23 protein-coding genes and 3 tRNA genes are annotated in these 25,919 nt (G+C 73.2%); 11 read left to right on the top strand and 15 right to left on the bottom strand.

Going from position 1 to position 25,919, the window contains the following annotated elements:
* The first annotated feature begins 54 nt into the window (after window positions 1-54).
* Window positions 55-501 carry a gamma-glutamylcyclotransferase family protein gene (locus DEJ51_RS10445; RefSeq protein WP_223835749.1) on the top strand — a complete coding sequence of 149 codons (447 nt, stop codon included), beginning with the start codon at window positions 55-57 and terminating at the stop codon, window positions 499-501.
* 9 nt (window positions 502-510) lie between these two features.
* Here the strand turns inward: DEJ51_RS10445 and dnaG are convergent, their stop codons facing one another.
* From dnaG to DEJ51_RS35510, 4 genes are all read right to left on the bottom strand, one after another.
* Entirely contained in the window at window positions 511-2,436 is a 1,926-nt protein-coding gene (gene dnaG, locus DEJ51_RS10440) for a DNA primase (RefSeq protein WP_150257349.1), read from the bottom strand.
* Window positions 2,437-2,727: 291 nt separating this feature from the next.
* Window positions 2,728-3,993, bottom strand: coding sequence for an NAD(P)/FAD-dependent oxidoreductase (locus DEJ51_RS10435; RefSeq protein ID WP_150257348.1), 1,266 nt, complete (start codon window positions 3,991-3,993; stop codon window positions 2,728-2,730).
* A gap of 93 nt (window positions 3,994-4,086) precedes the next feature.
* Window positions 4,087-5,412 (bottom strand): deoxyguanosinetriphosphate triphosphohydrolase, encoded by a 1,326-nt coding sequence (locus DEJ51_RS10430; RefSeq protein ID WP_150257347.1) that lies wholly within the window; start codon window positions 5,410-5,412, stop codon window positions 4,087-4,089.
* A 36-nt stretch (window positions 5,413-5,448) separates the two neighbouring features.
* Window positions 5,449-6,174: a sirohydrochlorin chelatase gene (locus DEJ51_RS35510; protein WP_150257346.1), complete on the bottom strand. Its 726-nt coding sequence runs from the start codon at window positions 6,172-6,174 to the stop codon at window positions 5,449-5,451.
* Window positions 6,175-6,504: 330 nt separating this feature from the next.
* On the opposite strand from DEJ51_RS35510, the gene DEJ51_RS10420 reads away from it, so the two are divergent.
* The 3 genes from DEJ51_RS10420 to DEJ51_RS10410 all read left to right on the top strand — a co-directional run bounded on the left by DEJ51_RS10420 (window position 6,505) and on the right by DEJ51_RS10410 (window position 10,313).
* Window positions 6,505-7,212, top strand: coding sequence for a vancomycin high temperature exclusion protein (locus DEJ51_RS10420; RefSeq protein WP_150257345.1), 708 nt, complete (start codon window positions 6,505-6,507; stop codon window positions 7,210-7,212).
* A 68-nt stretch (window positions 7,213-7,280) separates the two neighbouring features.
* On the top strand, window positions 7,281-8,051 hold the full coding sequence (locus tag DEJ51_RS10415; protein ID WP_150257344.1) for a glucose 1-dehydrogenase: 771 nt from the start codon (window positions 7,281-7,283) through the stop codon (window positions 8,049-8,051).
* Between the two features lie 159 nt (window positions 8,052-8,210).
* Window positions 8,211-10,313: a molybdopterin oxidoreductase family protein gene (locus DEJ51_RS10410; protein ID WP_150257343.1), complete on the top strand. Its 2,103-nt coding sequence runs from the start codon at window positions 8,211-8,213 to the stop codon at window positions 10,311-10,313.
* On the opposite strand, the gene DEJ51_RS35505 is transcribed toward DEJ51_RS10410, so the two are convergent.
* Window positions 10,310-10,432 (bottom strand): hypothetical protein, encoded by a 123-nt coding sequence (locus DEJ51_RS35505; protein WP_263411702.1) that lies wholly within the window; start codon window positions 10,430-10,432, stop codon window positions 10,310-10,312. The two genes, DEJ51_RS10410 and DEJ51_RS35505, sit on opposite strands and share 4 nt — an antisense overlap.
* A complete protein-coding gene (locus DEJ51_RS10405; RefSeq protein ID WP_150257342.1) occupies window positions 10,429-11,031 on the bottom strand; it encodes a hypothetical protein in 603 nt (200 codons plus the stop codon). The genes DEJ51_RS35505 and DEJ51_RS10405 overlap by 4 nt, the downstream gene beginning before the upstream one ends.
* A 93-nt stretch (window positions 11,032-11,124) precedes the next feature.
* On the opposite strand from DEJ51_RS10405, the gene DEJ51_RS10400 reads away from it, so the two are divergent.
* Window positions 11,125-12,237, top strand: coding sequence for an RNA polymerase sigma factor (locus DEJ51_RS10400; RefSeq protein ID WP_411757299.1), 1,113 nt, complete (start codon window positions 11,125-11,127; stop codon window positions 12,235-12,237).
* Between the two features lie 57 nt (window positions 12,238-12,294).
* Here DEJ51_RS10400 and DEJ51_RS10395 read toward each other — a convergent pair whose 3' ends face one another.
* The 5 genes from DEJ51_RS10395 to DEJ51_RS10375 form a co-directional block, all read right to left on the bottom strand.
* On the bottom strand, window positions 12,295-12,810 hold the full coding sequence (locus DEJ51_RS10395; RefSeq protein ID WP_150257341.1) for a GNAT family N-acetyltransferase: 516 nt from the start codon (window positions 12,808-12,810) through the stop codon (window positions 12,295-12,297).
* A gap of 96 nt (window positions 12,811-12,906) precedes the next feature.
* Entirely contained in the window at window positions 12,907-14,829 is a 1,923-nt protein-coding gene (locus DEJ51_RS10390; RefSeq protein WP_150257340.1) for an ABC transporter ATP-binding protein, read from the bottom strand.
* Window positions 14,826-16,559, bottom strand: coding sequence for an ABC transporter ATP-binding protein (locus DEJ51_RS10385; protein ID WP_150257339.1), 1,734 nt, complete (start codon window positions 16,557-16,559; stop codon window positions 14,826-14,828). The genes DEJ51_RS10390 and DEJ51_RS10385 overlap by 4 nt, the downstream gene beginning before the upstream one ends.
* Window positions 16,560-16,700: 141 nt before the next feature.
* Window positions 16,701-18,149 carry an FGGY family carbohydrate kinase gene (locus tag DEJ51_RS10380; RefSeq protein ID WP_150257338.1) on the bottom strand — a complete coding sequence of 483 codons (1,449 nt, stop codon included), beginning with the start codon at window positions 18,147-18,149 and terminating at the stop codon, window positions 16,701-16,703.
* Between the two features lie 94 nt (window positions 18,150-18,243).
* Entirely contained in the window at window positions 18,244-18,549 is a 306-nt protein-coding gene (locus tag DEJ51_RS10375; protein WP_150257337.1) for a YtxH domain-containing protein, read from the bottom strand.
* Between the two features lie 145 nt (window positions 18,550-18,694).
* On the opposite strand from DEJ51_RS10375, the gene DEJ51_RS10370 reads away from it, so the two are divergent.
* The 3 genes from DEJ51_RS10370 to DEJ51_RS10360 all read left to right on the top strand — a co-directional run bounded on the left by DEJ51_RS10370 (window position 18,695) and on the right by DEJ51_RS10360 (window position 19,112).
* Window positions 18,695-18,767, top strand: a tRNA-Asn gene (locus DEJ51_RS10370).
* A 5-nt stretch (window positions 18,768-18,772) separates the two neighbouring features.
* A tRNA-Asn gene (locus DEJ51_RS10365) sits at window positions 18,773-18,845 on the top strand.
* Window positions 18,846-19,035: 190 nt separating this feature from the next.
* Window positions 19,036-19,112 (top strand) — tRNA-Ile (locus tag DEJ51_RS10360).
* A gap of 62 nt (window positions 19,113-19,174) precedes the next feature.
* On the opposite strand, the gene DEJ51_RS10355 is transcribed toward DEJ51_RS10360, so the two are convergent.
* Window positions 19,175-20,332, bottom strand: coding sequence for a glutamate--cysteine ligase (locus DEJ51_RS10355; RefSeq protein ID WP_150257336.1), 1,158 nt, complete (start codon window positions 20,330-20,332; stop codon window positions 19,175-19,177).
* Between the two features lie 214 nt (window positions 20,333-20,546).
* Here DEJ51_RS10355 and DEJ51_RS10350 point away from each other — a divergent pair, with 214 nt between their 5' ends.
* A complete protein-coding gene (locus tag DEJ51_RS10350; RefSeq protein WP_150257335.1) occupies window positions 20,547-21,809 on the top strand; it encodes an MFS transporter in 1,263 nt (420 codons plus the stop codon).
* A gap of 10 nt (window positions 21,810-21,819) precedes the next feature.
* On the opposite strand, the gene DEJ51_RS10345 is transcribed toward DEJ51_RS10350, so the two are convergent.
* Window positions 21,820-22,182 (bottom strand): cupin domain-containing protein, encoded by a 363-nt coding sequence (locus DEJ51_RS10345; RefSeq protein ID WP_150257334.1) that lies wholly within the window; start codon window positions 22,180-22,182, stop codon window positions 21,820-21,822.
* 49 nt (window positions 22,183-22,231) lie between these two features.
* Here DEJ51_RS10345 and DEJ51_RS10340 point away from each other — a divergent pair, with 49 nt between their 5' ends.
* Entirely contained in the window at window positions 22,232-23,077 is an 846-nt protein-coding gene (locus DEJ51_RS10340; RefSeq protein ID WP_150257333.1) for a helix-turn-helix domain-containing protein, read from the top strand.
* A 227-nt stretch (window positions 23,078-23,304) separates the two neighbouring features.
* The gene (locus DEJ51_RS10335; protein ID WP_223835747.1) at window positions 23,305-23,655 is read left to right on the top strand and encodes a hypothetical protein; all 351 of its coding nucleotides are present in this window, start codon (window positions 23,305-23,307) and stop codon (window positions 23,653-23,655) included.
* A gap of 93 nt (window positions 23,656-23,748) precedes the next feature.
* Here the strand turns inward: DEJ51_RS10335 and DEJ51_RS10330 are convergent, their stop codons facing one another.
* Window positions 23,749-25,116 (bottom strand): carboxyl transferase domain-containing protein, encoded by a 1,368-nt coding sequence (locus tag DEJ51_RS10330; RefSeq protein ID WP_190620296.1) that lies wholly within the window; start codon window positions 25,114-25,116, stop codon window positions 23,749-23,751.
* A 9-nt stretch (window positions 25,117-25,125) separates the two neighbouring features.
* Window positions 25,126-25,881, bottom strand: coding sequence for a LysE family transporter (locus DEJ51_RS10325; RefSeq protein WP_190620294.1), 756 nt, complete (start codon window positions 25,879-25,881; stop codon window positions 25,126-25,128).
* Window positions 25,882-25,919 lie beyond the last annotated feature (38 nt).

Here is a 25,919-nt window from a genome sequence, read left to right as displayed (position 1 = left end):
GCCGGGATCGCGGCCCGGCCCGCGCACCGCCACGCCGCACCCCAGGGAGGGCCCGTGACATCGGTCGAACGGCTACCGGACCCGAGCGATCCGCTCCCCTTCTTCGTCTACGGGACCCTGCGTCCGGGCGAGGTCAACCACGACCTCTTCCTGCGCGGCCGCACGGCATCCGAGGAGCCGGCGATCCTCCCCGACGCGGCGCTCTACGACGGCCCGGGATATCCGTACGCGGTCCACCGTCCCGGTACGGCGGTCGTCGGCGAGCTGATCACGGCGGCGCCGGGCGCCTACGGGAGCCTGCTCGCCGCCCTGGACCAGCTGGAGGAGTACGGCGGCCCGGGCCGCCCGGGGAACGTCTACGACCGGATCGCCCGTCCGGCCCTGCGCCCCGACGGCACCACGGTCCGCGCCTGGGTCTATCTGGCGGCCCCGCTGATCGCCCGCGACCTGCGGGAATCGGGCACCGAGATACCCGGCGGCGACTGGTTCGCGCGCCGCTGAGCGCCGCGGCTACAGGCCCTCGGCGCCGCGGTTGCGCAGCCGCTGGCCGTACTGCTGGAGCACCCACAGCTCCTGCTGGACGGCCGCGTGCTGCTCCGGCGGGGCCTGCGGGCTCAGCCGCGTCATGGCGCCCTGGATCTCCAGGACCCGACGGTCGACGGCCCGCAGGCGGACCTGGACCAGCTGGACCCCGGCGTAGATCTCGTCCACCGTCTTCGCGTGGATGGCCTCGACCGCCAGCTCCGTGACCATCGCGCGGACGGTGTCGTTCGGGGCGGCCTCGCGGACCCGGGCCAGGTAGTCGTCGCCGGCCTGCGAGGCGCCGCCCGCGTCCTGGATGGCCTGGCGGACCGCGGCGTAGGGAGGGGCGGTGAACTCGTCGATCCCGTAGGCGTCGAACGCGGGGGAGACCAGGGCCGGGCGCTGGAGGGCGAGCTTCAGCAGCTCGCGCTCGGTGCGGTGGGCAGGGCTGCGCAGGTTCAGCGCGGGACCGCCGGCCGGCGGGGCGACGGGCGCGGGGGCGGCCTCGTGGGACGGGCGGCCTCGACCCCGGTCCCCGCCGGGGCGGCCGCCCTGCGGTCCGTCGCCCTGGCCGCGCTCGCGGGCCCAGCGGGCCAGCTGCGCGACCCGCTTGACCACGAACTGCTCGTCGAGGATGCCCAGCATGCCCGCCAGCTGGACCGCCGACTCGTGCTGGATCGAGAGGTCCTTGATGCTCGCGACGACCGGTGCGGCTTCGGCCAGCGCGGCCGCCCGGCCCGCCGGGTTCTCCAGGTTGTGCCGGGACACGATGTGCCGCAGGGCGAACTCGAACAGCGGTGTGCGGGCCTCCACCAGGCCGGACACGGCCGCGTCGCCCTGGGCGAGGCGCAGGTCGCAGGGGTCCATCCCGCCGGGGGCGATGGTGATCGAGGTCTCCGCGGCGAACTTCTGGTCGTCCTCGAAGGCCCGCAGGGCGGCCTTCTGGCCCGCCGCGTCGCCGTCGAAGGTGAAGATCACCTCGGCGGTGGCGTTGTCCATCAGCAGCCGGCGCAGGATCTTGATGTGGTCCCCGCCGAAGGCGGTGCCGCAGGTCGCGATCGCGGTGGTGACCCCGGCCATGTGGCAGGCCATCACGTCCGTGTAGCCCTCGACGACCACGGCGCGGGAGGTCTTCGCGATCTCCTTCTTGGCCAGGTCGATGCCGTAGAGCACCTGGGACTTGCGGTAGATCGCGGTCTCGGGGGTGTTCAGGTACTTCGGGCCGTTGTCGTCGTCGCGCAGCTTGCGCGCGCCGAAGCCGACCACCTCACCGCTGATGTCGCGGATCGGCCACATCAGGCGGCCGCGGAAGCGGTCGATCGGCTTGCCGCTGCGGCTGTCCTGGGCGAGCCCGGAGGTGATCAGCTCCTTGTCGGTGAAGCCCTTGCCGCGCAGGAAGCGGGTCAGGTGGTCCCACCCGGCGGGGCTGTAGCCCACGCTGAAGTGCGTGGCCGCGGCCTGGTCGAAGCCGCGCTCCGCCAGGAACTTCCGGCCGATCTCGGCCTCGGGGCCGCTCAGCTGGTCGACGTAGAACTGGGCGGCTGCCTTGTGTGCCTCGACCAGCCGGATGCGGTCCCCGCGGCCGCTGGTGCCGGCGGTGTAGCCGCCCTCCTCGTACCGCAGGGTGATGCCGGCCAGGCCGGCCAGGCGCTCGACCGCCTCCGAGAAGGAGAGGTGGTCGATCTTCATGACGAAGTCGAGGGTGTCCCCGCCCGCCTGGCAGCCGAAGCAGTGGTAGAGCCCCTTGCTGGGGCTGACCTGGAAGGAAGGGGACTTCTCGTCGTGGAAGGGGCACAGCCCCTTGAGGTTGCCGCCGCCCGCGTTGCGCAGCTGGAGGTACTCGGAGACCACGGCGTCGATCGGGACCGCGTCCCGTACCGCCTTCACGTCGTCGTCGTTGATCCGTCCTGCCACCCGTGAAGTCTACGGCCGGGTGACGGCAATCCGGTCAGGCCCCCCGGGGGGGCGCCCTGCCGGTCAGGCCGGGCGCGCGGGGTCGGGGATCCGGCCTGACCGGCCAGACACCCCCCTAGGGCGTGTCCGCAAAGTACCGCCTGCCCCGCGACGCCCGGCACCGCACCTCGCCGCGTTGTCGGGGCGCCCGAGTACGTCCAGTACACGGGCACCCCTCCGCCTTGCGATGTACGGCACCGGACGCCGCGGGGCCCGCCCTTCGGACGGCCGGCGCTCCTTTGCGGACACCCCCTAGGCCCGCACCAGGGAGTCGAGCGGAACGGACGGGTCCGCCAGTGCCTCGCGGTTGACCGCGGTCTTCGACCTGATCAGGGCCTGGATGTGCTCGGTGACGTCCCACACGTTCACGTTCATTCCGGCCAGGACCCGGCCCTCCGACAGCCAGAAGGCGATGAACTCCCGCTTGCCCACGTCCCCGCGGATCAGCACCTGGTCGTAGCCGCCGGCCGGCGCGTAGCCCGAGTACTCCAGCCCCACGTCGTACTGGTCCGAGAAGAAGTACGGCACCCGGTCGTAGCCGACCTCCTGGCCCAGCATGGCCCGCGCGGCGGCCGGGCCGCCGTTCAGCGCGTTGGCCCAGTGCTCGACCCGCAGCCGGGTGCCGAGCACCGGGTGGTGGGCCGCGGCCACGTCCCCGACCGCGTAGATGTCGGGATCGTTCGTACGCAGGGAGGAGTCCACCGCGATCCCGCCGCCGTGCTCCCGGTCGACCAGGGCCAGCCCGGCGGTCTCGGCGAGCGCGGTCCGCGGGGCCGCCCCGATCGCGGAGAGCACCGCGTGCGCCGGGTGCTCCTCCCCGTCGTCCGTACGGGCGGCCAGCACCATGCCGTCGTGGCCGACGATCTCGGTCAGCCTCGACCCGAAGTGGAACCGCACCCCGTGATCGGCGTGCAGGTCCGCGAAGAGCCGGCCGATCTCCGGTCCGAGGACCGCGTGCAGCGGCGTGGCCTCCGGCTCGACGACGGTGACCTCGGCGCCGTAGCCACGGGCCGCGGCGGCCACCTCCAGCCCGATCCACCCGGCGCCCGCGATGAGCAGGTGCCCGTTGTCCCGGCCGAGCCCGGCCAGTACGCCCTTCAGCCGTTCGGCGTGGGCGAGGCGCCGCAGGTGGTGCACCCCGGCCAGGCCGGTGCCGGGGATGTCCAGGCGGCGCGGCTCGGCGCCGGTGGCCAGCAGCAGCTTGTCGTAGTACAGGACGGTTCCGTCGCCCAGGACCACCTTCTTGGCGTCCCGGTCGAGGTGGACGGCGGGCTGGCCGAGGTGCAGCTCGACGTCGGCGGCCGCGTACCAGGACGGCTCGTGGACGAAGACGCTCTCCCGGTCGTCCTTGCCGGTCAGATAGCCCTTGGACAGCGGGGGGCGTTCGTAGGGGTGGTCACGCTCGTCGCCGATCAGGATCACCCGCCCCGTGAACCCCTCGGACCTCAGCGTTTCGGCCGCCTTCGCCCCGGCGAGCCCTGCGCCGACGATGACGAATGTCCGGTGTGCGTCGACCACCTGATGCCTCCTCATAACCTCTCCGCCACATGCGAGCACATGCGAGCGTCCCGCACCGAGCCTGCCGCGTGAAGGGGGAGTGGCTCGATCGGCTCACCTTTCGGCGCGTCGGCCGCGCCGGGTGAGGCGTGCGTGAAGGGAACGGGCGGAAGCGTCGGTGAGGCACGCGATCTGGTCGATGACCGCCCTTTTCCTCGCCTTGTCGTCCTGGGCCGCGTCGAAGATCGCCCGGAACTGCGGGTCCAGCCCCTCGGGTGCGCGGGCGCTCAGCGCCTCCGCGAGTTCGGCCAGGACGATGCGCTGGTCGGCGCGGATCCGTTCCTGTTCGTCCCGCTGTATCACGTAGAGGTCGGCGACCGCCTTGAGCACCGCGCACTCGTTGCGCGCCGCACGCGGGATCACCAGTTCGGCACCGTACCGGGTGAGGCGGCCCGAGCCGTACGCCTCCCGGGTGGCCCCCTCGGCGGCCAGGCAGAACCGGCCGATGAGCTGGCTCGTGGCGTCCTTCAGCCGGGACTGGGCGACGGCCGAACCGTCGTACCCGTGCGGCCACCACTCCTGCTCCATCAAACGGTCCAGGGCGGCCCGCAGTTCCTCGGGGGCGGTGTCGGCCGGGACGTACCTGCCGATGGCCACCTGCCAGATCGCCGCGCGCTCGGGCTCGGCGAAGAGCATGTTGGGGTCGAGGTGGCCGGCGTGCAGGCCGTCCTCGAAGTCGTGCACGGAGTACGCGACGTCGTCCGCCCAGTCCATGACCTGGGCCTCGAAGCACTTGCGGTCCGCGGGCGCGCCGCGCCGCAGCCACTCAAAGACCGGCAGGTCGTCCTCGTACGCGCCGAACTTCACCGAGGCCGGGTCGGTGGGGTGGTCCCCGCGCGCCCACGGGTACTTGGTGGCGGCGTCCAGGCAGGCCCGGGTGAGGTTGAGGCCGACGCTGACGGGCTCCCCGCTCACCGGGTCGGGCACGAACCGCTTGGGCTCCAGGCGGGTCAGCAGGCGCAGCGACTGGGCGTTGCCCTCGAAGCCGCCGCAGTCCTTGGCGAACTCGTTGAGCGCCTCCTCGCCGTTGTGACCGAAGGGCGGGTGGCCCATGTCGTGGGAGAGGCAGGCGGCTTCGACGAGGTCGGGGTCGCAGCCGAGCGCGGCACCGAGCTCCCGCCCGACCTGGGCGCACTCCAGCGAGTGGGTGAGGCGGGTACGCGGACTCGCGTCCCAGTCGTACGAACGGCTGCCGGGGGTGACGACCTGGGTCTTCCCGGCGAGCCGGCGCAGGGCGGCCGAGTGCAGTACGCGGGCGCGGTCGCGCTGGAAGGCGGTCCGGCCGGGCCGTTTGTCGGGCTCGGCGGCCCAGCGTTCGGTGTCGGCCGCGTCGTAGAGGTCGCGGTGGTCGTCGGTGAGGGCGTGCGTGGTGCCTTCCATGCAGAGACGGTAACCGGAACAACTGACAAACCGGGATCAGGCGGAGACGAGTTCCGGCCGTGCCAGGCCGAGGGGCAGCCTGCGGGCCTCGTCGTAGCGGTGCAGCAGCAGCCGGGCCAGGGCCGGGTGATCGCCCAGTGGGGCTGCGGCGGGGCCGGGCGCCGCCGCGGCGGTCTGGGTGGCGAACCGGCCGGGAGCGGCGAAGTACGAGGCTACGGCGATCCGGTGGTGGCCGCGGGCGGCGAGGGCCCGGACCGCCTCGGGCGCGGCAGGCGCCGCGGCGGAGGCGTAGGCACAGGTCACCGGGGTGCCGCCGAGGCGTTCGGAGAGCTGGGCGGCGGTGCGGCGGGTGTCGGCCGCCGAGTCGGGGTCGCGGGAACCGGCGGCGGCCAGCACGACGGCCGAACCGGGGGCCGGGGTCCAGCCGGTCTCCAGGAGCCGCTCGTACAGGGCCTCGACGAGCAGCGGGTGCGGTCCCAGCGGGGCGGCGACGCGGGTGAGCAGGTGGCCGGCCCGGGCGGCGGCCGCGGGGAGATCACGCTTGACGTGGTACCCGCGGCCGAGCAGCAGCGGGACCAGCACGGCCGAGCCGGACAGCCCGTCCAGGGTGTCGTCGAGCAGTGGCTCGTTCAGCTCGATGTGGCCGAGCCGGACGTCGAGCCGGGGGCGGAGTTCGCGGACCCGGTCGAGGAGGGCGAGGGCGGTGTGCAGGGCGCGCGGGTCACGGCTGCCGTGGGCCACGGCGACGAGGGTGGGCTGCATGGGCGGACTCCGGGTCGGCGCAGGCCGCTGAGCTGGGTGCCCAGCTGGAGGGTGATGCGGCCGAGCAGCTCGGCCGTACTGTCGAAGGGGAGGGCGGGAAACTCGGGAGGGTGCACCGGCTCCGTCATGAACCGATCCTCCGCGCCGGAGGTTGCCACCGCGTTGCGCGGGGATGACGGGTCTTTGCCGTGTGCTCACAGGCCGGCCGGCGCCGCTGTCCGGATCCGCCGCGGCGGGCCGCGCGCCTGCCGGACCGGGCCCGGGCGAACCGCGCGGCCGCGCCAGGCGTCCTGACCAGCGGACGAGCAGCCGAGACACAGGGGATGGACGATGCGCCGACCGCGCCTGCCGGGAGTCGAGTGGAGCCGTGCGGTGGCGGCGCTGCGCAGCGTGCGGAACCGGCGGCGGGCGGTGCAGGCCGTCATGGCGGGCTGCGTACTGGCGCTGCTGCCCTCGGCGTGGATGCACGCGGTGGCCGCCGACCGGCTGCGGACCACGGCCGACACGCCCGCCGCCGAGGTGGCCGTGGTGTTCGGCGCGGGCCTGCTGGGGAGCCGGCCGACCCCGTACCTGGCCGACCGGCTCGACGCCGCCGCCGAGTTGTACCGCACCGGCAAGGTCAAGGTCGTCCTCGTCACCGGGGACAACAGCCGCACGGAGTACGACGAGCCCGACGCGATGCGCACGTACCTCACCGCGCACGGGGTGCCGGACGCCCGGATCGTCAGCGACTACGCGGGCTTCGACACCTGGGACTCCTGTGTGCGGGCCAAGGAGATCTTCGGCGTGGAGCGGGCCGTGCTGGTCACCCAGGGCTTCCACATCCGCCGGGCCGTGGCGCTGTGCCAGGCGGCGGGCCTGGAGTCGTACGGCGTCGGGGTGGCCGACGTGCACGACGCCACCTGGTACTACGGCGAGACCCGCGAGGTCTTCGCGGCGGGCAAGGCGGCGCTGGACGCGGTCTTCAAGCCGGCCCCGCGCTTCCTGGGACCCAAGGAGGAGGGGGTGTCGCAGGCCCTGGCCGCTCTGGCAGACTGACGCGACGCCGGGTATGCCGATTAGTCATATGTCGGTGAGTCCGTCCGAGAGCGCAGGGGTGTGGAACCGTGGCTGTTGTGGATCTGAGCGGCAAGGCCGTCGTCGTCACCGGTGGAGCCCGCGGCCTGGGCGCCGCGGCCGCACAGGCCGTCATGGACGGCGGCGGCCGGGTGCTGATCACCGACGTGCTGGAGGCGGAGGGCGCCGCGACGGCCGCGAAGCTCGGCGACGCGGCGCGTTTCCTCCGGCACGACGTGACCAGCGAGGCCGACTGGCAGGCGGCGCTGGAGCACGCGGTCGCCGAGTTCGGCCGCATCGACGGCCTGGTGAACAACGCGGGCATATCCACCGGCCAGTTCCTGGAGCACGAGAGCGTCGAGCACTTCCGCCAGGTCGTCGAGATCAACCTGGTCGGCGTGTTCATCGGCATCAAGACCGCGATCCCGTTCCTGCGCGCGAACGGCGGCGGGTCCGTCGTCAACGTCTCCTCCGCCGCCGGCCTGACCGGTCTCGCGCTCACCGCCGGTTACGGGGCCTCCAAGTGGGGCGTGCGCGGCCTGTCGAAGATCGGCGCGGTGGAACTCGCCGAGGCGGGGATCAGGGTCAACTCCGTCCACCCCGGCATGACCCTGACCCCGATGACCGCCCCGATCGGCATCCAGGCGGGCGAGGGCAACTACCCCGGCGCCCCGCTCGGCCGTGTCGGAGTTCCCGAGGAGATCGCCGCGGCGATCGCCTTCCTGCTCTCCGACGCCGCCGGCTACATGACGGGCGCCGAACTCGCCGTCGACGGAGGCTGGACCGCGGGCCTGACAGTGAAGTACCTGACGGGACAGTGACCCGACCCCGGCTCCCTCCGGCGGCCCGGGCGGAAACTCGCGTGCCGCCGCCGGGGCGCCGGGCCTCACCGCAGCCGTCCGGCGGTGCTGAGGCGCAGCACCCGGACTTGTAACGCGCGGCGGCCGTCGGCGTAACACCGCCGGCCCACGCTGGACCGCATGCGCACCACCGACTCCGCCACCGACACGCACTGCCCTTACTGCGCCCTGCAGTGCGGGATGAGGCTGCGTCCCGAACCGGGCGGCGCCGCCGTGACGGTGGAGGAGCGCGCCGACTTCCCCGTCAACCGGGGCGCGCTGTGCGGCAAGGGCCGCACCGCCCCCGCCGTACTCTCCTCCCGGGTGCGCCTGACCCACCCGCTCGTCCGCACCCACGCCGGGCTGCTGGAGCCGGCCACCTGGGAGGAGGCCCTCGACGCCGTCGCCGAGGGACTCGCCCGCGCCGGCCGCACGTACGGACCGGACGCCGTCGGGGTCTTCGGCGGCGGCGGGCTCACCAACGAGAAGGCCTACGCGCTCGGCAAGTTCGCCCGCGTCGCCCTGCGCACCTCTCAGATCGACTACAACGGCCGCTTCTGCATGTCCTCGGCCGCCGCCGCCCACCAGCGGGCCTTCGGGCTCGACCGCGGGCTGCCCTTCCCGCTGGCCGACATCCCCCGCACCGGCTGCGTGGTCCTCGTCGGCTCGAACCTGGCCGAGACCATGCCGCCCGCCCTGCGCTACCTCACGGAGCTCAAGGCGAACGGCGGCACCCTGATCGTCATCGACCCGCGCCGCACCCGCACCGCCGAACAGGCCGACCTGCACCTCGCCCCGCGCCCCGGCACCGACCTGGCCCTCGCGCTCGGCCTGCTGCACCTGATCGTCGCCGAAGGCCGGACCGACGAGGAGTTCATCGCGGCCCGCACCACCGGCTGGGAGGAGGCCCGGGCCGCGGCCATGGCCCACTGGCCGGAGCTGGTGGAGCGCATCACCGGGATACCCGTCCCCAGGCTCCGCGAGGCCGTGGCGATGTTCTGCGCCCCGGAATCCGCCATGGTCCTCACCGCCCGCGGGCCCGAGCAGCAGTCCAAGGGCACCGACACGGTCGGCGCCTGGATCAACCTGTGCCTGGCCACCGGCCGGGCCGGCCGCCCGCTCTCCGGCTACGGCTGCCTCACCGGGCAGGGCAACGGCCAGGGCGGCCGCGAGCACGGCCAGAAGGCCGACCAGCTGCCCGGCTACCGCAAGCTCACCGACCCGGCGGCCCGCGCCCACGTCGCCGAGGTCTGGGGCGTCGACCCCGACAGCCTGCCCGGCCCGGGCCGCAGCGCCTACGAACTCCTCGACGCCCTCGGCACGGACGTGAAGGCCCTGCTCCTGATGGGCTCGAACCCGGTGGTGTCCGCCCCCCGCGCCGGACACGTCGAGGACCGCATCCGCTCCCTGGACTTCCTCGCGGTGGCCGACGTCGTCCTCTCCGAGACCGCGGCCCTCGCGGACGTGGTCCTGCCGGTCACCCAGTGGGCGGAGGAGACCGGCACCACCACCAACCTGGAGGGCCGCGTCCTGCTCCGCCGCCGGGCCCTGACCCCGCCACCGGGGGTCCGCGGCGACCTCGACGTCCTGCACGGACTCGCCGCCCGCCTGGGCGTGGAGAAGGGCTTCCCCACCGAGCCGGAGGAGGTCTTCGAGGAACTGCGCCGGGCCTCGGCCGGCGGCCCCGCGGACTACTCGGGCATCACCTACGCCCGGATCGAGGCCGAACAGGGCGTCTTCTGGCCCTGCCCCGGGAGCCCCGGGAGCCCCGGGGTGCCCGGGGACTCCCCGGGCACCGAGCGCCTCTTCCTGGACCGGTTCGCCACCGACGACGGCCGGGCCCGCTTCGCCCCCGTCTCCCACCGTGACGCCGCCGAGGTCCCCGACGCGGACTACCCGCTGCTGCTCACCACCGGCCGCGTGGTCGCCCAGTACCAGTCCGGAGCCCAGACCCGCCGGGTGGACGAGCTCAACGCGGCGGCCCCGGGCTCCTTCGTGGAACTCCACCCGCGGCTGGCGGCCCGGATCGGCGCGGTCGACGGCAGCCCCCTCGCGGTGACCTCCCGCCGCGGCCGCGCCGTCGCCCCGGCCCGCATCACCGACACCATCCGGGCGGACACGGTCTTCATGCCCTTCCACTGGCCGGGGGAGGGCCGCGCCAACACCCTGACCAACCCGGCCCTGGACCCCACCTCCCGCATGCCGGAGTTCAAGGTCTGCGCGGTCCGCGTCGAGCCGGCCTAGCGGCGACCTGCGAAGGTCGGTGCCAGGGCGGCCAGCAGCCGGTCGGCGTAGGACTCGGCGGAGCCGGAGATCCCCGGGTAGTCGGCCCGCGCCGCGTCCTGCGCGCTCGTCCCGGTCATGCCGTCACCCCTTCTGCGATCCACCCGTCGTCGACCGACAGGTCGCTGTCGTACAGCACGAACTCCCGCTCCTCCGAGCGGATCTCGTACCCGGCCGAGCCGAGCGCCGCGACCAGTGCGTCGCAGGCCGCCCCCGCCTCCGCCGCCGTGCCGCGCCACCGCTGGGTCACGAACCGCTCGTGCGCACCCCCGGTCAGGACCCGGCGGGCGTTCCAGGACAGGTGGGCCCCGTGCGGGACGACCAGGGACTCCAGGGCCGTGCGGTCGAAGTCCGCGGGCAGCATCAGCTTCAGGTGGTGCTCGAAGTACCCGCCGCCCGGGCCGGGGGAGTCCGTGGTCCACGGGACCGTCTCCACCTTGACCCGGACCGGGTCGAAGCCGGCCGCGCGCAGCCGGGGCACCAGGAGCTCGTGGCCCGTGCGGTCCGGCAGGGTCAGCATCGGCTGGGACACCATCCGGCCGCGGGCCAGCAGGATGTGGGTGACCTTCAACTCCCTTGCCCCGGCCCAGGCTTCGAGGCGTGCCAGCTCGGTCGCGTCCGGGCACCGCAAGGTCACATGGGTCTCGTACTCCGACATGGAGTCGATCATCTCGGACATGCGTCCGATCCGCATCGGCATTCCCACCGGGGGGTAACCATCCGGTCACGCACCGGACTCAGAAAGTGCTCGCACGCCCCTCGTGGCCGCGATGTGTCGTACCCCACACTGAGGTGCGGAGCCCCCGTCCTCGGAGCCCTGGAGGTCGCCCCCGTGCAGACCCGGACCCTGACCGTGAACGTGAGCGAGTCCTCGGAGGCCAAGGCCGTGGACGAAGAGCCCGAGGTACTGGAGCTGATCGAGCCGGTGCCCGTGCAGCGCAGGCGCAGCAGTGAGGACGGCGGAGGCGGAGCGGGCCCGTCCGCCGATCTTTTCCGGCAGTACCTCCGCGAGATAGGCAGGATCCCGCTGCTCACCGCCGCCGAGGAGGTGGACCTCGCGCGACGCGTCGAAGCCGGCCTGTTCGCCGAGGAGAAGCTCGGCACCACCCCCGACCTCGACTCCCAGCTCGCCCTCGACCTCGACAAGCTCGTCGTCATGGGGCGGATGGCCAAGCGCCGGCTCATCGAGTCGAACCTGCGGCTCGTCGTCTCCGTCGCCAAGCGGTACGTGGGCCGCGGACTCACCATGCTCGACCTCGTGCAGGAGGGGAACCTCGGGCTGATCCGCGCCGTCGAGAAGTTCGACTACGCGCGCGGCTACAAGTTCTCCACCTACGCCACCTGGTGGATCCGGCAGGCGATGTCCCGGGCGCTCGCCGACCAGGCCCGGACCATCCGTGTGCCCGTCCACGTCGTCGAACTGATCAACCGGGTCGTCCGCGTGCAGCGCCGGATGCTCCAGGAGCGCGGCTACGAGCCCACCGCCGAGGAGGTGGCCGTCCACCTGGAGCTGACCCCCGAGCGGGTCCTCGAAGTACTCCGCCTCGCCCAGGAACCGGTCTCCCTGCACGCCCCGGTGGGCGAGGAGGACGACGTCGCGCTCGGTGACCTCATCGAGGACGGGGACGCCGCCTCGCCCGTGGAGTCGGCCGCCTTCTTCCTGCTGCGCGAGCACCTGGAAGCCGTCCTGTCGACGCTCGGCGAGCGCGAACGCAAGGTCGTGCAACTGCGGTACGGCCTCGCCGACGGGCGTCCCCGTACCCTGGAGGAGATCGGACGGATCTTCGGCGTGACGCGCGAGCGGATCCGCCAGATCGAGTCCAAGACCCTCAACAAGCTGCGCGACCACGCTTTCGCCGACCAGCTCCGCGGCTACCTGGACTGACGGACCACCGGAAAAGGGGGCGCCCCGCCAGGCGCCCCCGCTCCGCCGCCCTTTCGGCTACCCCTGCGCGGGCCCGTCGGCCCCGGTCAGCGGCCGGCTCATCCACACGTCGTCGACGTAGGCGCCGTCCAGCAGGAACTCCTCGGGCAGGACCCCGACCACCTCGAAGCCGCACCGCCGGTAGAGCTGCCGCGCCGGCTCGTTGTGGCCGAGCACGCGCAGATTCATCCGACGGGCACCCCCGGCGCGCGCGGCGGCACAGGCGGCCTCGACGAGGGCCGCTCCGACCCCGCCGCCGCGGGCGGACTCGCTGACGGCCAGTCCCTGGATGTGGCGGACGTGCCGATTGGTATCCAGGGGACTCGCCGGGGCCTGGGCGACGTACCCGACGATCTGCCGACCGCGTTCCGCGACGAGGAAGCTCTCCACCGGGTGCCGCTCGTCGAAGAGGGCCGCGTCCGCCGGGCGTTCGGGGCCCGGTTCGCTCACGCGCGACCACACCGAGCGGGCCAGCTCCACGATGTTCGGTTCATCCTCCGCCCGCGCGGGGCGTATCACCACGTCCGATGCCATGCCGTCATGCTAACGACGCCGAAGGGGCACCCGCGTACGTCTCCCGTACCCGAGTGCCCCTCCGCCGTGCGACCTCACGCTCACGCAAGGGACGACCTAGTCGACCTCGGCCACCGCCTGCGCGAACTGTGCCGCGTACAGCCGCGCGTACGCGCCGCCCGAGGCCAGCAGCTCCTCGTGCGTGCCCTGCTCCACGATCGACCCGCTCTCCATCACCAGGATCACGTCCGCGTCGCGGATCGTGGACAGCCGGTGCGCGATCACGAAGGACGTACGGCCGCGCGCGAGGCGCGCCATCGCCTTCTGGATCAGCACCTCGGTACGGGTGTCCACCGAGCTCGTCGCCTCGTCGAGCACCAGGATCACCGGCTCCGACAGGAACGCCCGGGCGATGGTGATCAGCTGCTTCTCGCCCGCGCTGACCCCCGCGCCCTCGTCGTCCAGCACGGTGTCGTAGCCGTCCGGCAGGGTGCGGATGAACCGGTCCGCGTGGGCGGCCCGCGCCGCCTCCTCGATCTCGGCACGGGTGACCGCGCGCGAAGCACCGTAGGCGATGTTCTCCGCGATGGTGCCGCCGAAGAGCCAGGTGTCCTGCAGCACCATGCCGATGCCGTTGCGCAGTTCCTCGCGGGTCATCTTCGCGATGTCCACCCCGTCCAGGGCGATCTCCCCGCCCGTGACCTCGTAGAACCGCATCAGCAGATTGACCAGCGTGGTCTTGCCGGCGCCGGTCGGGCCGACGATCGCCACCGTCTGGCCCGGCTCGACCGTGAGCGAGAGGTTCTCGATCAGCGGCCGGTCCGGCTCGTAGCGGAACGCCACCTTGTCGAAGGTCACCTGGCCGCGCAGCTCCTGAGGACGCTCCGGAACCACGGCGTCGGGCTCCTGCTCCGCCGCGTCCAGCAGCTCGTACACCCGCTCCGCCGAGGCGACACCGGACTGCACGAGGTTCGCCATCGAGGCGACCTGCGTCAGCGGCATCGAGAACTGCCGGGAGTACTGGATGAAGGCCTGCACGTCACCGATCGACAGGGTGCCGGAGGCGACCCGCAGGCCACCGACGACGGCTATCAGCACGTAGTTGATGTTCGAGATGAAGAACATCACCGGCTGCATGATGCCGCTGACCAGCTGCGCCTTGAAGGAGGCCCGGTACAGGGCCTCGTTCTGCTCGGCGAAGACGGCGGCGGACTCCCGCTGCCGGCCGAAGACCTTGACCAGGCTGTGGCCCGAGTACATCTCCTCGATGTGGGCGTTGAGCGCGCCGGTCGCCTTCCACTGCGCCACGAACTGCGGCTGCGACTTCTTGCCGATCTTCGCGGCGACGAAGACCGACAGCGGTACGGTCACCAGCGCGACCAGCGCCAGCAGCGGCGAGATCCAGAACATCATCACGAGCACGCCGACGATGGTCAGCAGCGAGTTCAGCAGCTGACCCATCGTCTGCTGCAGCGTCTGGCCGATGTTGTCGATGTCGTTCGTGGCCCGGCTCAGCACCTCGCCGCGCTTCTGCTGGTCGAAGTACGACAGCGGCAGCCGCGACAGCTTCGCCTGCAGCTCCTCGCGCATCCGGTAGACGGTGCCGTTCATGACGTGGTTCGACAGCCTCGTGGCGACCAGCATCAGCAGGCCGGCCAGGGTGAAGACCACCAGCGCCCAGATCGCGACGACCCCGACGGCACCGAAGTCGATGCCCTGCCCCGGGGTGAAGTCGGTGCCGGCGAGCATGTCCGCCATACCGTCCTGGCCCCGGGCCCGCAGGCCGTCCAGCGCCTGCTCCTTGGTGGTACCGGCCGGCATCTCGCGGCCGACGATCCCCGCGAAGACCAGGTCGGTGGCCTCACCGAGGATCTTCGGGCCGACCACCGCGCAGCCGACACTGCCGACCACGGCCGCGACCATGCCCCAGATCTTGGCCCGGTCGTACGCCAGCTGACGCAGCAGCCGCCTGCCCGAGCCCTTGAAGTCCATGGACCGCTGGGCCGGCCCCATCATCATCCGTCCTCCGGGCCCGCTCATGCGGCCTCCGCCTCCGTCAGCTGGGAGAGCACGATCTCCCGGTAGGTCTCGTTGCCGGCCATCAGCTCGTGGTGGCGTCCCTCGCCCACGACCTGCCCCTCGTCCAGGACGATGATCCGGTCGGCGTCGCGGATCGTGGAGACCCGCTGGGCGACGATGACCACGGTCGCGTCCTCGGTCTCACGGGACAGGGCCGCGCGCAGCGCCGCGTCCGTCGCGTAGTCCAGGGCCGAGAAGGAGTCGTCGAAGAGGTAGATCTCCGGGCGCTGCACGAGCGCGCGGGCGATGGCCAGACGCTGGCGCTGGCCGCCGGAGACATTGGTTCCGCCCTGGCTGACGGGGGCGTCCAGGCCACCCTCCAGCGCGGAGACGAACTCCTTGGCCTGGGCCACCTCCAGCGCCCGCCACAGCTCCTCGTCGCTGGCGTCCGGGCGCCCGTAGCGCAGGTTGGAGGCGATGGTCCCGGAGAACAGGTACGGCTTCTGCGGCACCATGCCGACCGTTCTGGCCAGCAGGTCCGGGTCGAGCGCGCGGACGTCCTCCCCGTCGACGAGGACCTCGCCGCCGGTCGCGTCGAACAGGCGCGGGACCAGGCCCAGCAGTGTGGACTTGCCGCTTCCGGTGGAACCGATGACCGCCGTGGTCTCACCGGGGCGGGCCACCAGGTCCACCCCGCGCAGGACCGGTGCCTCGGCGCCCGGGTAGCGGAAGTCGGCCCCGCGCAGCTCCAGTCGGCCGCGGCGGGCGAGTTCGCGCACCGGGTCCTCGGGCGGGACCACGCTGGAGTCGGTGTCCAGGACCTCCTGGATGCGCTCCCCGCAGACCTCGGCGCGCGGCACCATCATGAACATGAAGGTGGCCATCATCACGGCCATGACGATCTGCATGAGGTAGGCGAGGAACGCCGTCAGCTGGCCGATCTCCATGCCGCCGCTGTCGACGCGCATCGCGCCGAACCAGATGACGGCGACGCTGGAGATGTTCACGACCACGATCACCGTGGGGAACATGTACGCCAGGAGCTTGCCGGCGGCCAGCGAGACACCGGTCAGGTCGGCGTTGGCCTCGCGGAAGCGGTCCTTCTCGTAGTCGTCGCGGACGAAGGCGCGGATCACCCGGTTGCCGGTGATCTGCTCGCGCAGGACCCGGTTCACGGTGTCCAGGCGCGTCTGCATCCGGCGGAACAGCGGCCGGGTCCTGAAGACGATCGCGCCGACCGAGATCCCGAGCACCGGGACGACGGCGAGCAGCACGCCGGACAGCTTCACGTCGAGCGAGAGCGCCATGGCGATGCCGCCGACGCACATGATCGGGGCCGAGACCATCAGGGTGAAGGTCATCAGCACCAGCATCTGGACCTGCTGGACGTCGTTCGTCGTACGGGTGATCAGCGACGGGGCGCCGAACTGGCCCAGCTCCCGCGCCGAGAAGGACTGCACGCGGTCGAAGACCGCGGCGCGGAGGTCCCGGCCGAAGGCCGCGGCCGTACGGGCGCCGTAGTAGACGGCTCCGACGTTGCAGACGAGCTGGACGAGGGACACGCCGAGCATCAGCGCGCCGAAGCGCAGGATGTAGCCGGTGTCTCCGTTGACGACACCGTTGTCGATGATGTCCGCATTGAGTGTGGGCAGGTAGAGGCTGGCGCTGGTCTGCAGCAGTTGCAGCAGGACCAGCACCGCGATGGGTTTCCGGTACGCACCCAGATGGGTCCGCAGAAGTCGTATGAGCACGCGCAGGCTCCGGTCGGCACGATCGAGGGGTTCAACCCATCTTGGGCCAACCGGCCCTGTGATCCCCACCGGATTTCGCAAAGGCCGGTCAAAAGGACCAGCCCGCCCCGACTCGCGACGTAGGCGGTACCCGGGCCCGTCCTAGAACGCCCCGGGGTGGATCTGCTCCCGCGTGGCGATGTACTGCTGGCGCACCGCCTGCCACGCCGGGAACTCCTCGCCCGGTTCGAAGACCTGGGCCGCGGGGGCCGGCCAGACCGGCGGGGTGTGCGGGGCCAGTGTGCCCTGCGCCACACCGAGCGCCCAGGCCGCCTGGCGCGCCGCGCCCAGCGCCGCGTAGTCGGCCGGCGCCGGTACGACGACCTGCGTACCGAACAGCCCGGGGGCCGCGGCCTGTACGGCGGGCAGCTCGGCCGCCGCGCCCAGCAGGAACACGCGGCGGATCTCGACGCCGCGCGAGCGCAGCACGTCCAGCGCGTCCACCAGCCCGCACAGCATGCCCTCGAAGGCGGCCCGGGCCAGGTGCTCCGGCTTCATCGAGTCCCGGCGCAGCCCGGTCAGGGTGCCGGCGGCGTGCGGCAGGTTCGGCGTCCGCTCACCCTCCAGGTACGGCAGGAGTACGAGGCCGTGCGCGCCCGGGGTCGACTTCAGCGCGAGCGCGGACAGCCCCTCCAGATCGGTGCCGAGCAGCTCGGCGGTGCCGCGCAGGGCCCGTACGGCGTTGGAGGTGTTCACCACGGGCAGGTGCATGCCGCTCGCGTCGGCCAGCGAGGTGACCAGTCCGCCCGGCTCCGACACGGCCTCGTGGTGCACCGCCATCACCGAACCGGAGGCGCCGAGCGAGACCACCGCGTCGCCCGGGCCGAGCCCCAGCCCGAGCGCGGCGGCCATCGTCTCGCCGGTGCCGGAGGAGATCAGCAGCCCCTCGGGCGTGGTCCCGGCGGCATCGGCCGGGCCGAGCACCTCGGGCAGCAGCGCCCGGTGCCCGAGCGCCAGCTCGACCAGGTCGGGGCGCCAGGTCCCGGTGGCCGCCGACCAGTACCCGGTACCGGAGGCGCCGCCACGGTCGGTGGTCCGGCGGGCCGGGCGGCCCAGCAGCTGCCAGACGAGCCAGTCGTGCGGGGACATCAGGACGGCGACCCGGCGGGCGGCCTCGGGCTCGGTGCGGGCCAGCCAGGCCAGCTTGGCGACCGGCTGCGCGGAGTGCGGGACCGAGCCCACCGCCTCGACCCAGCGGTGCCGGCCGCCGAAGGCGTCGATGATGTCGGCGGCGGCGACCTGGCCGCGCTTGTCGTTGCCGACGAGAGCAGGACGCACCAGGGCGCCCTGCGGGTCCAGCGGGAGCAGGCCGTGCTGCTGCGCGGAGACCCCTATGGCCTGGACGCCTTCGAGGAGGCCGCCGCCGGCGGCCTCGCCGAGCGAGAGCAGCCAGGCCTGCGGGTCCGTCTCGTGGGGGTTGGCGCCGTCCGGTTCGCCCGCGGGCTGCGGATGGGGTGCGTACCCCTGGCGCAGCACGGCGCCGGTCTCGGTGTCACAGACGACGATGCGTGTGAACGCGGAAGAGCTGTCCAGCCCGGCGACTATCCCCATGCGGTGAATTCTGCCGCACGCGGGGCCGGACGCGACCGGTCCGGAGCCCCCGGAACCTCATGGATCCCGCGGGCCCCGGCGCGGACCGTACCGCTCAGGTGTTGCTGGTGCCCCAGTCGTCCTCGCCGGCGCCGCCGCCGGCCCGGCCGCGCAGCCCCCGTACCCGCCCGGCGAGCGAGTCGGGAACGGCGTCGCCGACCTTGTGGCTCACCGCGGTGAAGGCCTTCCCGGCGTACTCGCGCCCGGTCTGGCCCGCGGTCTCGGCGGCGTTGCGGACCGCGGGGTTCTGCGCGAGCTGGCGTGCGGACTTCCGCAGCTGCTCGTAGCGCTCGCGTCCGGCCCGGGTTCCGAGCACGTACCCGAGGGCCAGTCCGACCACGAACGTGACCTTGTACCGCATGCCTGTCACCCTTCGTCGTGTGGTGCCCGGCCCGCTGTCGATACCGATTGGCGGAGCACCCCCCTGCTTGCGCTAATCTATGACTCGCAGCGGGCACCCGCCCCCCGGCAACGCCGGAGGTGGGCTGTTCGATGCACCGCAGCAATCCCCTGTAGCTCAATTGGCAGAGCAGCCGGCTGTTAACCGGCAGGTTACTGGTTCGAGTCCAGTCGGGGGAGCGCAGTCCCCTGTAGCTCAATTGGCAGAGCATTCGGCTGTTAACCGGAGGGTTGCTGGTTCGAGTCCAGCCGGGGGAGCAAGGAAGAGGAAGAGGGCCCCGAGGGGTCCTCTTCTTTTCTTTGTCGCCCTGTCCGGGAACCGGACAGCCCTCGGCGCGGTCTCACTGGGCAGGGGAAGCCGATCATGCGAGGCATCCGAGGCAGGAGATCGTATGAGCGGCTATGCTGCGGCAGACGGCGCGCACACGTGTACGCGCCACGCCGTGAAGGGGCGGTAGCTCAGCCGGTTAGAGCAGCGGACTCATAATCCGTCGGCCGTGGGTTCGAGTCCCACCCGCCCCACCACAAGCCGCAGGTGCAGAAACGATCGCACCTGCGGCTTCGGTGTATCCCGGTGCTCTGTCCGGCTAGAAGTCCTCCGTCTGGTCCGTCAGGTGGCGCAGGACGTCGGTGAGGTCCTGGCGGCGGGCGTAGGCCACCCGCTGGCGGTGGGCGCCCGAGCCGTCGCGCAGGAGACCCGCCAGGGTCTTGGCGGCGTGGTCGAGGTCGCCGGCGGCGGCCAGTTCCGGGGCCACCAGGTCCAGCAGGGCCTCCGCGAGATCCGCCGCGGGGAGTTCCGTCCCCGTGTACGGGTCGAGGCCGAAGCCCTCCAGGCCGTCGTGGGCCGCCCGCCAGCGCGCGAGGCGCAGTACGTCGTCCCGTACGGCCGGTTCGGGGTGGCGCTCCGCGATCTCGCGCAGCGCCGTGGAGACCAGCGCGCGGGCCAGCTCGGCCTGCAGGACGGCCGAGTCGATGTCCGGGGACATGTCGGGCGCCCGGATTTCGAGCGTCGGCCAGTGTCCGGAGGGGCGGAGGTCCCAGTAGACCATCTTGGTGTCCAGGGCCGCCCCGGAGCCGAGCAGGGTCTGCACCGAGCGCCTGAAGTGTCCCGTGGACGTGAAGTGCGGGGGCAGGCCCGCCGAGGGCCAGCCGGACCAGGCCATCGCCCGCCAGCTGGCATGGCCGGTGTCACGGCCACCCCAGAACGGCGAGTTGGCGGCCAGCGCGATCAGCGTGGGCAGCCAGGGTCTGATCCGGTTGGACACGGCCACCGCCGTGTCCACGTCGAGCGTGCCGATGTGGATGTGACGGCCGCAGCTGACCAGTGTGTCGGTGAGCGCGCCGAAGCGGCGGTGCTGCTCACGCTGGCGCGGCTCGTCGTCGGTCAGGTGCAGCGGCCCCTCCACGGCGACGACCGGCGAGGGGGCGGCCAGCAGCCGGCAGCCGTGGGCGCGGGCGGCCCGGCCGAGGGTGCGCCGCAGGGCGGCGAGCTCGGTGCGCAGCGAGGCCGCCGAGTGGGCTATCGGGGTGGATATCTCCACCTGGTAGCGGGTGCCCTCGGGGTGGAGCTCGCCGGGCAGCCCGCCGGCCGTCGCCAGGACCAGCGGGGCGGCGGGGACCACCCGGAAGCTGCGGGCGTCGACGAGCAGGAACTCCTCCTCGACGCCGACGGTGAGGGGGACGGTGGGACGCACCGTGTTCTGCGTCGTGCCGGTGCTCGTGGTGCTGTTGCCAGGTTCGATCACTACGCCTCCCTGGACATACGAGTCTTTTCATCATGAGCTGAACACGAGGTGAGGAGCGTACGTCGATTCAGTCAAATGTCCGGTGATAGTGGCGAGTTACCGGCAATGCGCCGCCCGGACCGGGAGCCCGGAGCCGGATGGGGCGACTGTTGCCGGTGTGTGAAGCGGCCGATAATCGAGGAGGCGCAAGGACGGCCGGTGGTTATCATCCGCTGTGCCCCCGACGACCGCCCCACCCCAGCTCTGGCAGCGCATATTCGCCGACCTCACCCCGCTGAGCGCATCCGCGGACTACCGGCGGCTCTGGTTCGGCGGAACCATCTCGTGGGTCGGTCAGGCCATGACCACCCTCGCGATATCCCTCCAGGTCTACGACATCACCGGGTCCAGCTTCTCCGTCGGGCTCGTCGGTCTCTTCTCGCTCGTCCCGCTCGTCGTCTTCGGCCTCTACGGCGGCGCGATCGCCGACACCGTGGACCGGCGCAAGCTCGGCCTCTACAGCTCGACGGGCGCCGCCGCCCTGTCGCTCGCGCTCGCCGCCGCCGCGCTGCTCGGCTACCACCGCGTCTGGTTCCTGTACGCCGTCGTGGCGCTCCAGGCGGTCTGCGGGGCGCTCACCGGACCGGCACGGTCCGCCATGATCCCCAGGCTGCTCCCGGTCGAGCAGCTGCCCGCCGCCAACGCCCTGAACTCGGTGACCGTGACCCTCGGGTCGATGGTCGGCCCGGCCCTGGGCGGGTTCATCGTGACCGTCGCGGGCTACGAGGCCGCGTACCTGATCGACGCCGTCACCTTCTCCGCCGCGCTCTACGCGATGTGGAAGCTGCCGTCGATGAAGCCCGACCGGGCCGAGGGCGCGCGGGGCCGGGCCTCCGTCCTCGACGGCCTGCGCTTCCTCGGCACCCGGCCGAACATCCGGATGACCTTCTTCTCCGACATGGCCGCCATGGTGCTCGCCCAGCCCCGGGCGCTGTTCCCGGCCATCGCCGGGCTCTGGTACGGCGGCGGCCCCGGTACGGTCGGCCTGCTGGTCGCCGCGATGGCCGCCGGGGCGCTGCTCGGCGGGCTGTTCTCCGGCTGGCAGGGCCGCATCCAACGGCACGGGCTGGCGATCCTGCTCGCCGTCGCCGGCTGGGGGCTGGCCGTCGCGGTGTTCGGGATCACCCGGAACCTGTGGCTCGGCATGCTCTTCCTGGCCCTCGCGGGGTACGCGGACACCGCGTCGATGGTGTTCCGCACGACCATGCTCCAGGCCGCCACCCCCGACGACATGCGCGGCCGCCTGCAGGGCGTCTTCATCATCGTCGTCGCGGGCGGGCCCCGGCTCGGTGACTTCCTCGCCGGGACCACCGCCGACCTGGTCTCCCCGACCGTGGCCGTCACGGGCGGCGGGCTGGCCTGCGTCCTGGTGCTGGGTCTGCTCGCGCTGCGCTGGCGGAACTTCGCCCGCTACGACGCCCGCTCCCCGCAGGCCTGACGCGGGCCGGCTAGGCGTCCACCGGTTCCCGGGTGCGGTCGCCGCCCTCGGAGCCGGTGTTGACGGTGCCGGCCGGCTCGAAGAGCAGGATCTGCGCCTCCTCCTCCGCCGCCGGGCAGTGCTCGACCCCGCGCGGGACCACGTACATCTCGCCGGGGCCGAGGACCACGTCCCCGTCGCGCAGGCGGATCGTCAGGGTGCCGGCGACCACCAGGAAGAGCTCGTCGGTGTCCTCGTGGGCGTGCCAGACGAACTCCCCCTGGAGCCGGGCGGCCTTGACCTCGTAGTCGTTGACGCGGGCGATGCGCCGAGGAGCCCACTGCTCGGTGAAACCGGCCAGTTTTTCGGCGATGTTGACCTTGTGTGTCGTCATGGGGGCAGCCTGTCGGCACCCCCGGCGGGCGGTCTTGTACGTTCCTGACATGGCCGCGATACGTCCGCGCAGCACCGTGTCCGCCTGGCAGCCGCAGGTACCCGGCATCACCGAGGTCTTCCACGCCCGCTTCACGGAACACGCCTACCCGGCCCACGTGCACGACACCTGGGCGCTGATGGTCCTCGACGGCGGGCGGGTGGATTTCGCGCTCGACGGTGAACGGCACGGCCTCGGTGTGTCGGACGCGGTGGTCCTGCTGCCGCCCGGGGTGAGCCACGACGGACGGACCGTGACCGAGGCGGGGTTCCGCAAGCGCGTGCTGTACCTGGACACCTCGGTGCTCCCCGAGCGGCTGACCGGGGCCGCCGTCGACACCCCGCTGCTGGCCGACCCCGCGCTCCGCGAGCGCGTGCACGGGCTGCACCTGGCGCTCACGGAGCGGGACCCCTTCGAAGCCGCGTCGCGGCTGGCGTTCGTACGGGAGCGGCTGCACCGCAGGCTGGCGGGGCGCGCGGCCGAAGCTCCGGAGCCGGGGCCGGGGCCGGGGCCAGGGCCACGGCGTGGGCCGGGCGGGCTGGTTGCGGTACGGCTGCGCGAGCTGCTCGACGCGCGGGTGACCGGGGGGATCACCCTGGAGGAGGCGTCGGCCGAGCTCGGGAACCCGCACCCCACGCACCTGATCCGGAGCTTCAAGGCGGCGTACGGGCTGCCACCGCACGCGTACCTGACGGCGCGGCGGGTGGCGCTGGCGCGGCGGCTGCTGCTGGCGGGGATGCGGCCTGCCGAGGTGGCGGTGGCGGCCGGGTTCTACGACCAGGCGCACCTGACCCGGCACTTCGGGCGGCATGTCGGGATCAGCCCGGCGAGGTTCGCCCGGTCCGGCCGGTCGTGAGGGACCGGGCGCCTGCGGCTGCTGCCGGCCAGCGACGACGACGAGCTCGCCCAACAGGTGACACGGCCGTACCGGATGGACGTACGGCTGCCACAGCGCCGGGACCGGCAGCGCTAGGCCGGCTCTTTCGGGATCTGGTCGGCCGGGCCGGGCGACGCGTCCCGTGCCCGGATCGGCGGCGTTCGCCCCGCACGTCGTTCCCGTACGGCCGGATGGAGAATGATCCCGTGAGCTTCGATCTGGCGGTTCTCGCGATGGAGGAGTCGGCCGACCCCGCGACGGCGCGCGCGATGTTCGAGCGGTGCGCCTTCGGCCGTCACGACGAGGGCGAACTGGACGAGCGGGTGGCCGGGTTCTACGAGCGGCTGCGCTCGCGGTTCCCGGACCGCCCGCCCCATGCCGTGGATTTGCCGTGGATGTCCACGCCGTTGGCGGTCGGCATCGACCACGTGATCATGAATCTGAGCTTCTCGTCGCGGAGCGACGCGGCGCTCAGGGCGATCGAGGAGCTCGCCGGGGAATTCCGCCTGGTCATCTGGGATCCGCAGTCCCAGGAGGCCTTCCTGCCGGCGGTGTGAGTCACCCTTCGCGACCTGGGCCGCGCGAGCTGGACGGGCCGCTCCGGCGCGCCGGGCCGCTGCCCGGCGCGGGCCCGGAGGGCCTGGACTCCGTCATCCCCGTGCCCGGGCCTTCGCCGACGCGTCGGGGCCGACGATGCCGCGGGCGACCCCCAGGGCGACCAGGTCCTGGGGGCGGACGCGGAGTTGCTCCGCCGTGGCCGGGGCGGCTTCCGCGGGGCGCTTGAGGATGGCCGCCGCCAGTTCCGGGGCGATCACCGAGAAGTAGCTGTCCGGGGTGACCCAGGTGTTCCCGGGCGCGGCCAGCGCGAGGGCGCCGCCCGAACCGCCCTCGCCGATCAGCAGGGTGGTGACGGGGACGGTGGCCGCGGCCACCGCCGCGAAGGTGTCGGCGATGGCCGCGCCCGCGCCCGCGTGTTCGGCGGCGGCGTCGTTGGCCGCGCCCGGGGTGTCCACCAGGGTGAGCACGGGGATGCCGAGCCGGTCCGCGAGGCGGATGACGCGGGCCGCCGTACGGTAGCCCGCCGGGCGGGTGGCGGTGCCGCACTGGGCGGCGTAGGCGACGGCGCGGCCCTCGCGCAGCCCGAACCCGCACAGCATGCCGGGGTCGGTGCCGCCCGCCCGGTCCCCGGAGAGGGGCAGCCGGAGGTCGAAGTACGCGTCCAGGTACGCGGTGGCGTGCGGCCGGTCGGGGTGCCGGGCCTGCAGGACGGCGTCCCACCCGGTCCGCGGCGGTGCCACGTCGGCCAGCGCGCCCGGAGGCTCGGCCGGCCCGCCGGGTCGGGGCGCGGCCAGCACACGGAGCCAGTCGGCGAGGGTGCCCGCCAGCTCGGCGGCGGGCACGACGGCGTCCACGTGCCCGGCGGCGTACTGGCCCTCGGCGCAGTAGGCCGCCGGATCCGCGTCCGCCGGACGCACCCGGGAACCGGCGAAGCCGACCTGGGCCCCGGGAAGGGCGAGGACCACATCGGCGCCGGCGCCCAGGGTGGCCCAGCCGCCGCCCGTGGTCGGATCGCGCAGGACGGCGAGCTGGGGCAGGCCCGCGGCGCGCGTCAGGACGCACTGGCGGGCCACGCGCTGGAGCTGGGTGAGGGCGAGCATGCCCTCCTGCATCCGGGAGCCACCGGTGGCGATGAGCGAGACGAGGGGGAGCCGGTGCTCGCGGGCGTGGGCGTACGCGGCTTCGAGCCGGTCGCCGGTGCGCTGCCCGAGCGAGCCGCCGAGGAAGCCGAACTCGAAGGAGATGACGGTGGCCGCGTGGCCGCCGACCCGGGCGGTGCCGGTGACCACGGACTCCTGCTCGCCGGTGCGCCCGGCGGCGCGGGCGCGGGAGTCGTCGTAGCCGGTCCATCCCAGGGGGCCGTCGGCGGGGGAATCCCGCCGGGGCGCGGGGAGTTCGGCGAAGCTGCCGGGGTCGGTCACGGAGGCGATGGCCGCGCGGGCCGAGAGACGGGTCGTCACGGGGTCACCCTAGGGGCTGAACCCGAGGGCCGGCAGGGGGAAGGCGATCTTGAGGGCGTAGGCGGCGACCAGGCCGTAGCCGAGGCGGAAGGTCCAGACGCGGGCGCGGTCCGGGACGCGCGTGCCGACGAGGGAGCCGAGTGCCACGAGCGCCTGCTGCCAGAGGAGGGAGGCGGCCCCGACCCCGAGGAGGAAGGCGGCGCCGGCCGGTCCGGTGCCCAGGGCGGCGCCCTGGGCGGTGGTGAGGGCGGCGAAGTAGAGGGCGGTGGTGGGGTTGAGGGCGGTGAGGCCGACGTACCGGGCGAAGGCCCTGGCTGGCCGGGCCGGGGGTGCCGGAGCCTGCTTCGGCGTCGGGGCGGGCGCAGGTGGGGACACCGGCGCCGACACCGAGCCGGGGGAGGCCCCTGAGGCGGCGGAAGCCCCGGAAGCGGCGGAGGCCACGGAGGCCCCAGAGGCGGCGGAGGCCCCAGAGGCGGGGGAGGCGCCGGAGAGGCCGTGCGCCGCGATGACCAGCAGGATCACCGCCGAGGCCAGCCGGACCCAGGCCTCGACCGGGGAGATGTGGGAGGCCACCCAGGGCCCCACGGCAGTGGCGAGGGCCGCGTAGCCGAGGTCGACCGCCGCGATTCCCGCAGCCGCGGCCACGGCCGTGCGGCGGTCGCGCATCGCCTCCTGGAGCAGCAGCACGCTCATCGCCCCCATGGGCATCGCCACGCCCAGGCCCGCGGCCGCGCCGGCCAGCGCCGGTGTCATCAGTTCGCTCATGGGGCGAGCGTCGGGCCCGGCCCGCGGGGGACGGGCGC

The sequence above is a fragment of the Streptomyces venezuelae genome, assembly GCF_008642275.1.
Taxonomy (GTDB): domain Bacteria; phylum Actinomycetota; class Actinomycetes; order Streptomycetales; family Streptomycetaceae; genus Streptomyces; species Streptomyces venezuelae_E.
Note: the sequence above shows the minus strand (reverse complement) of the source record. Positions and strands in the feature narration are given on the sequence as shown.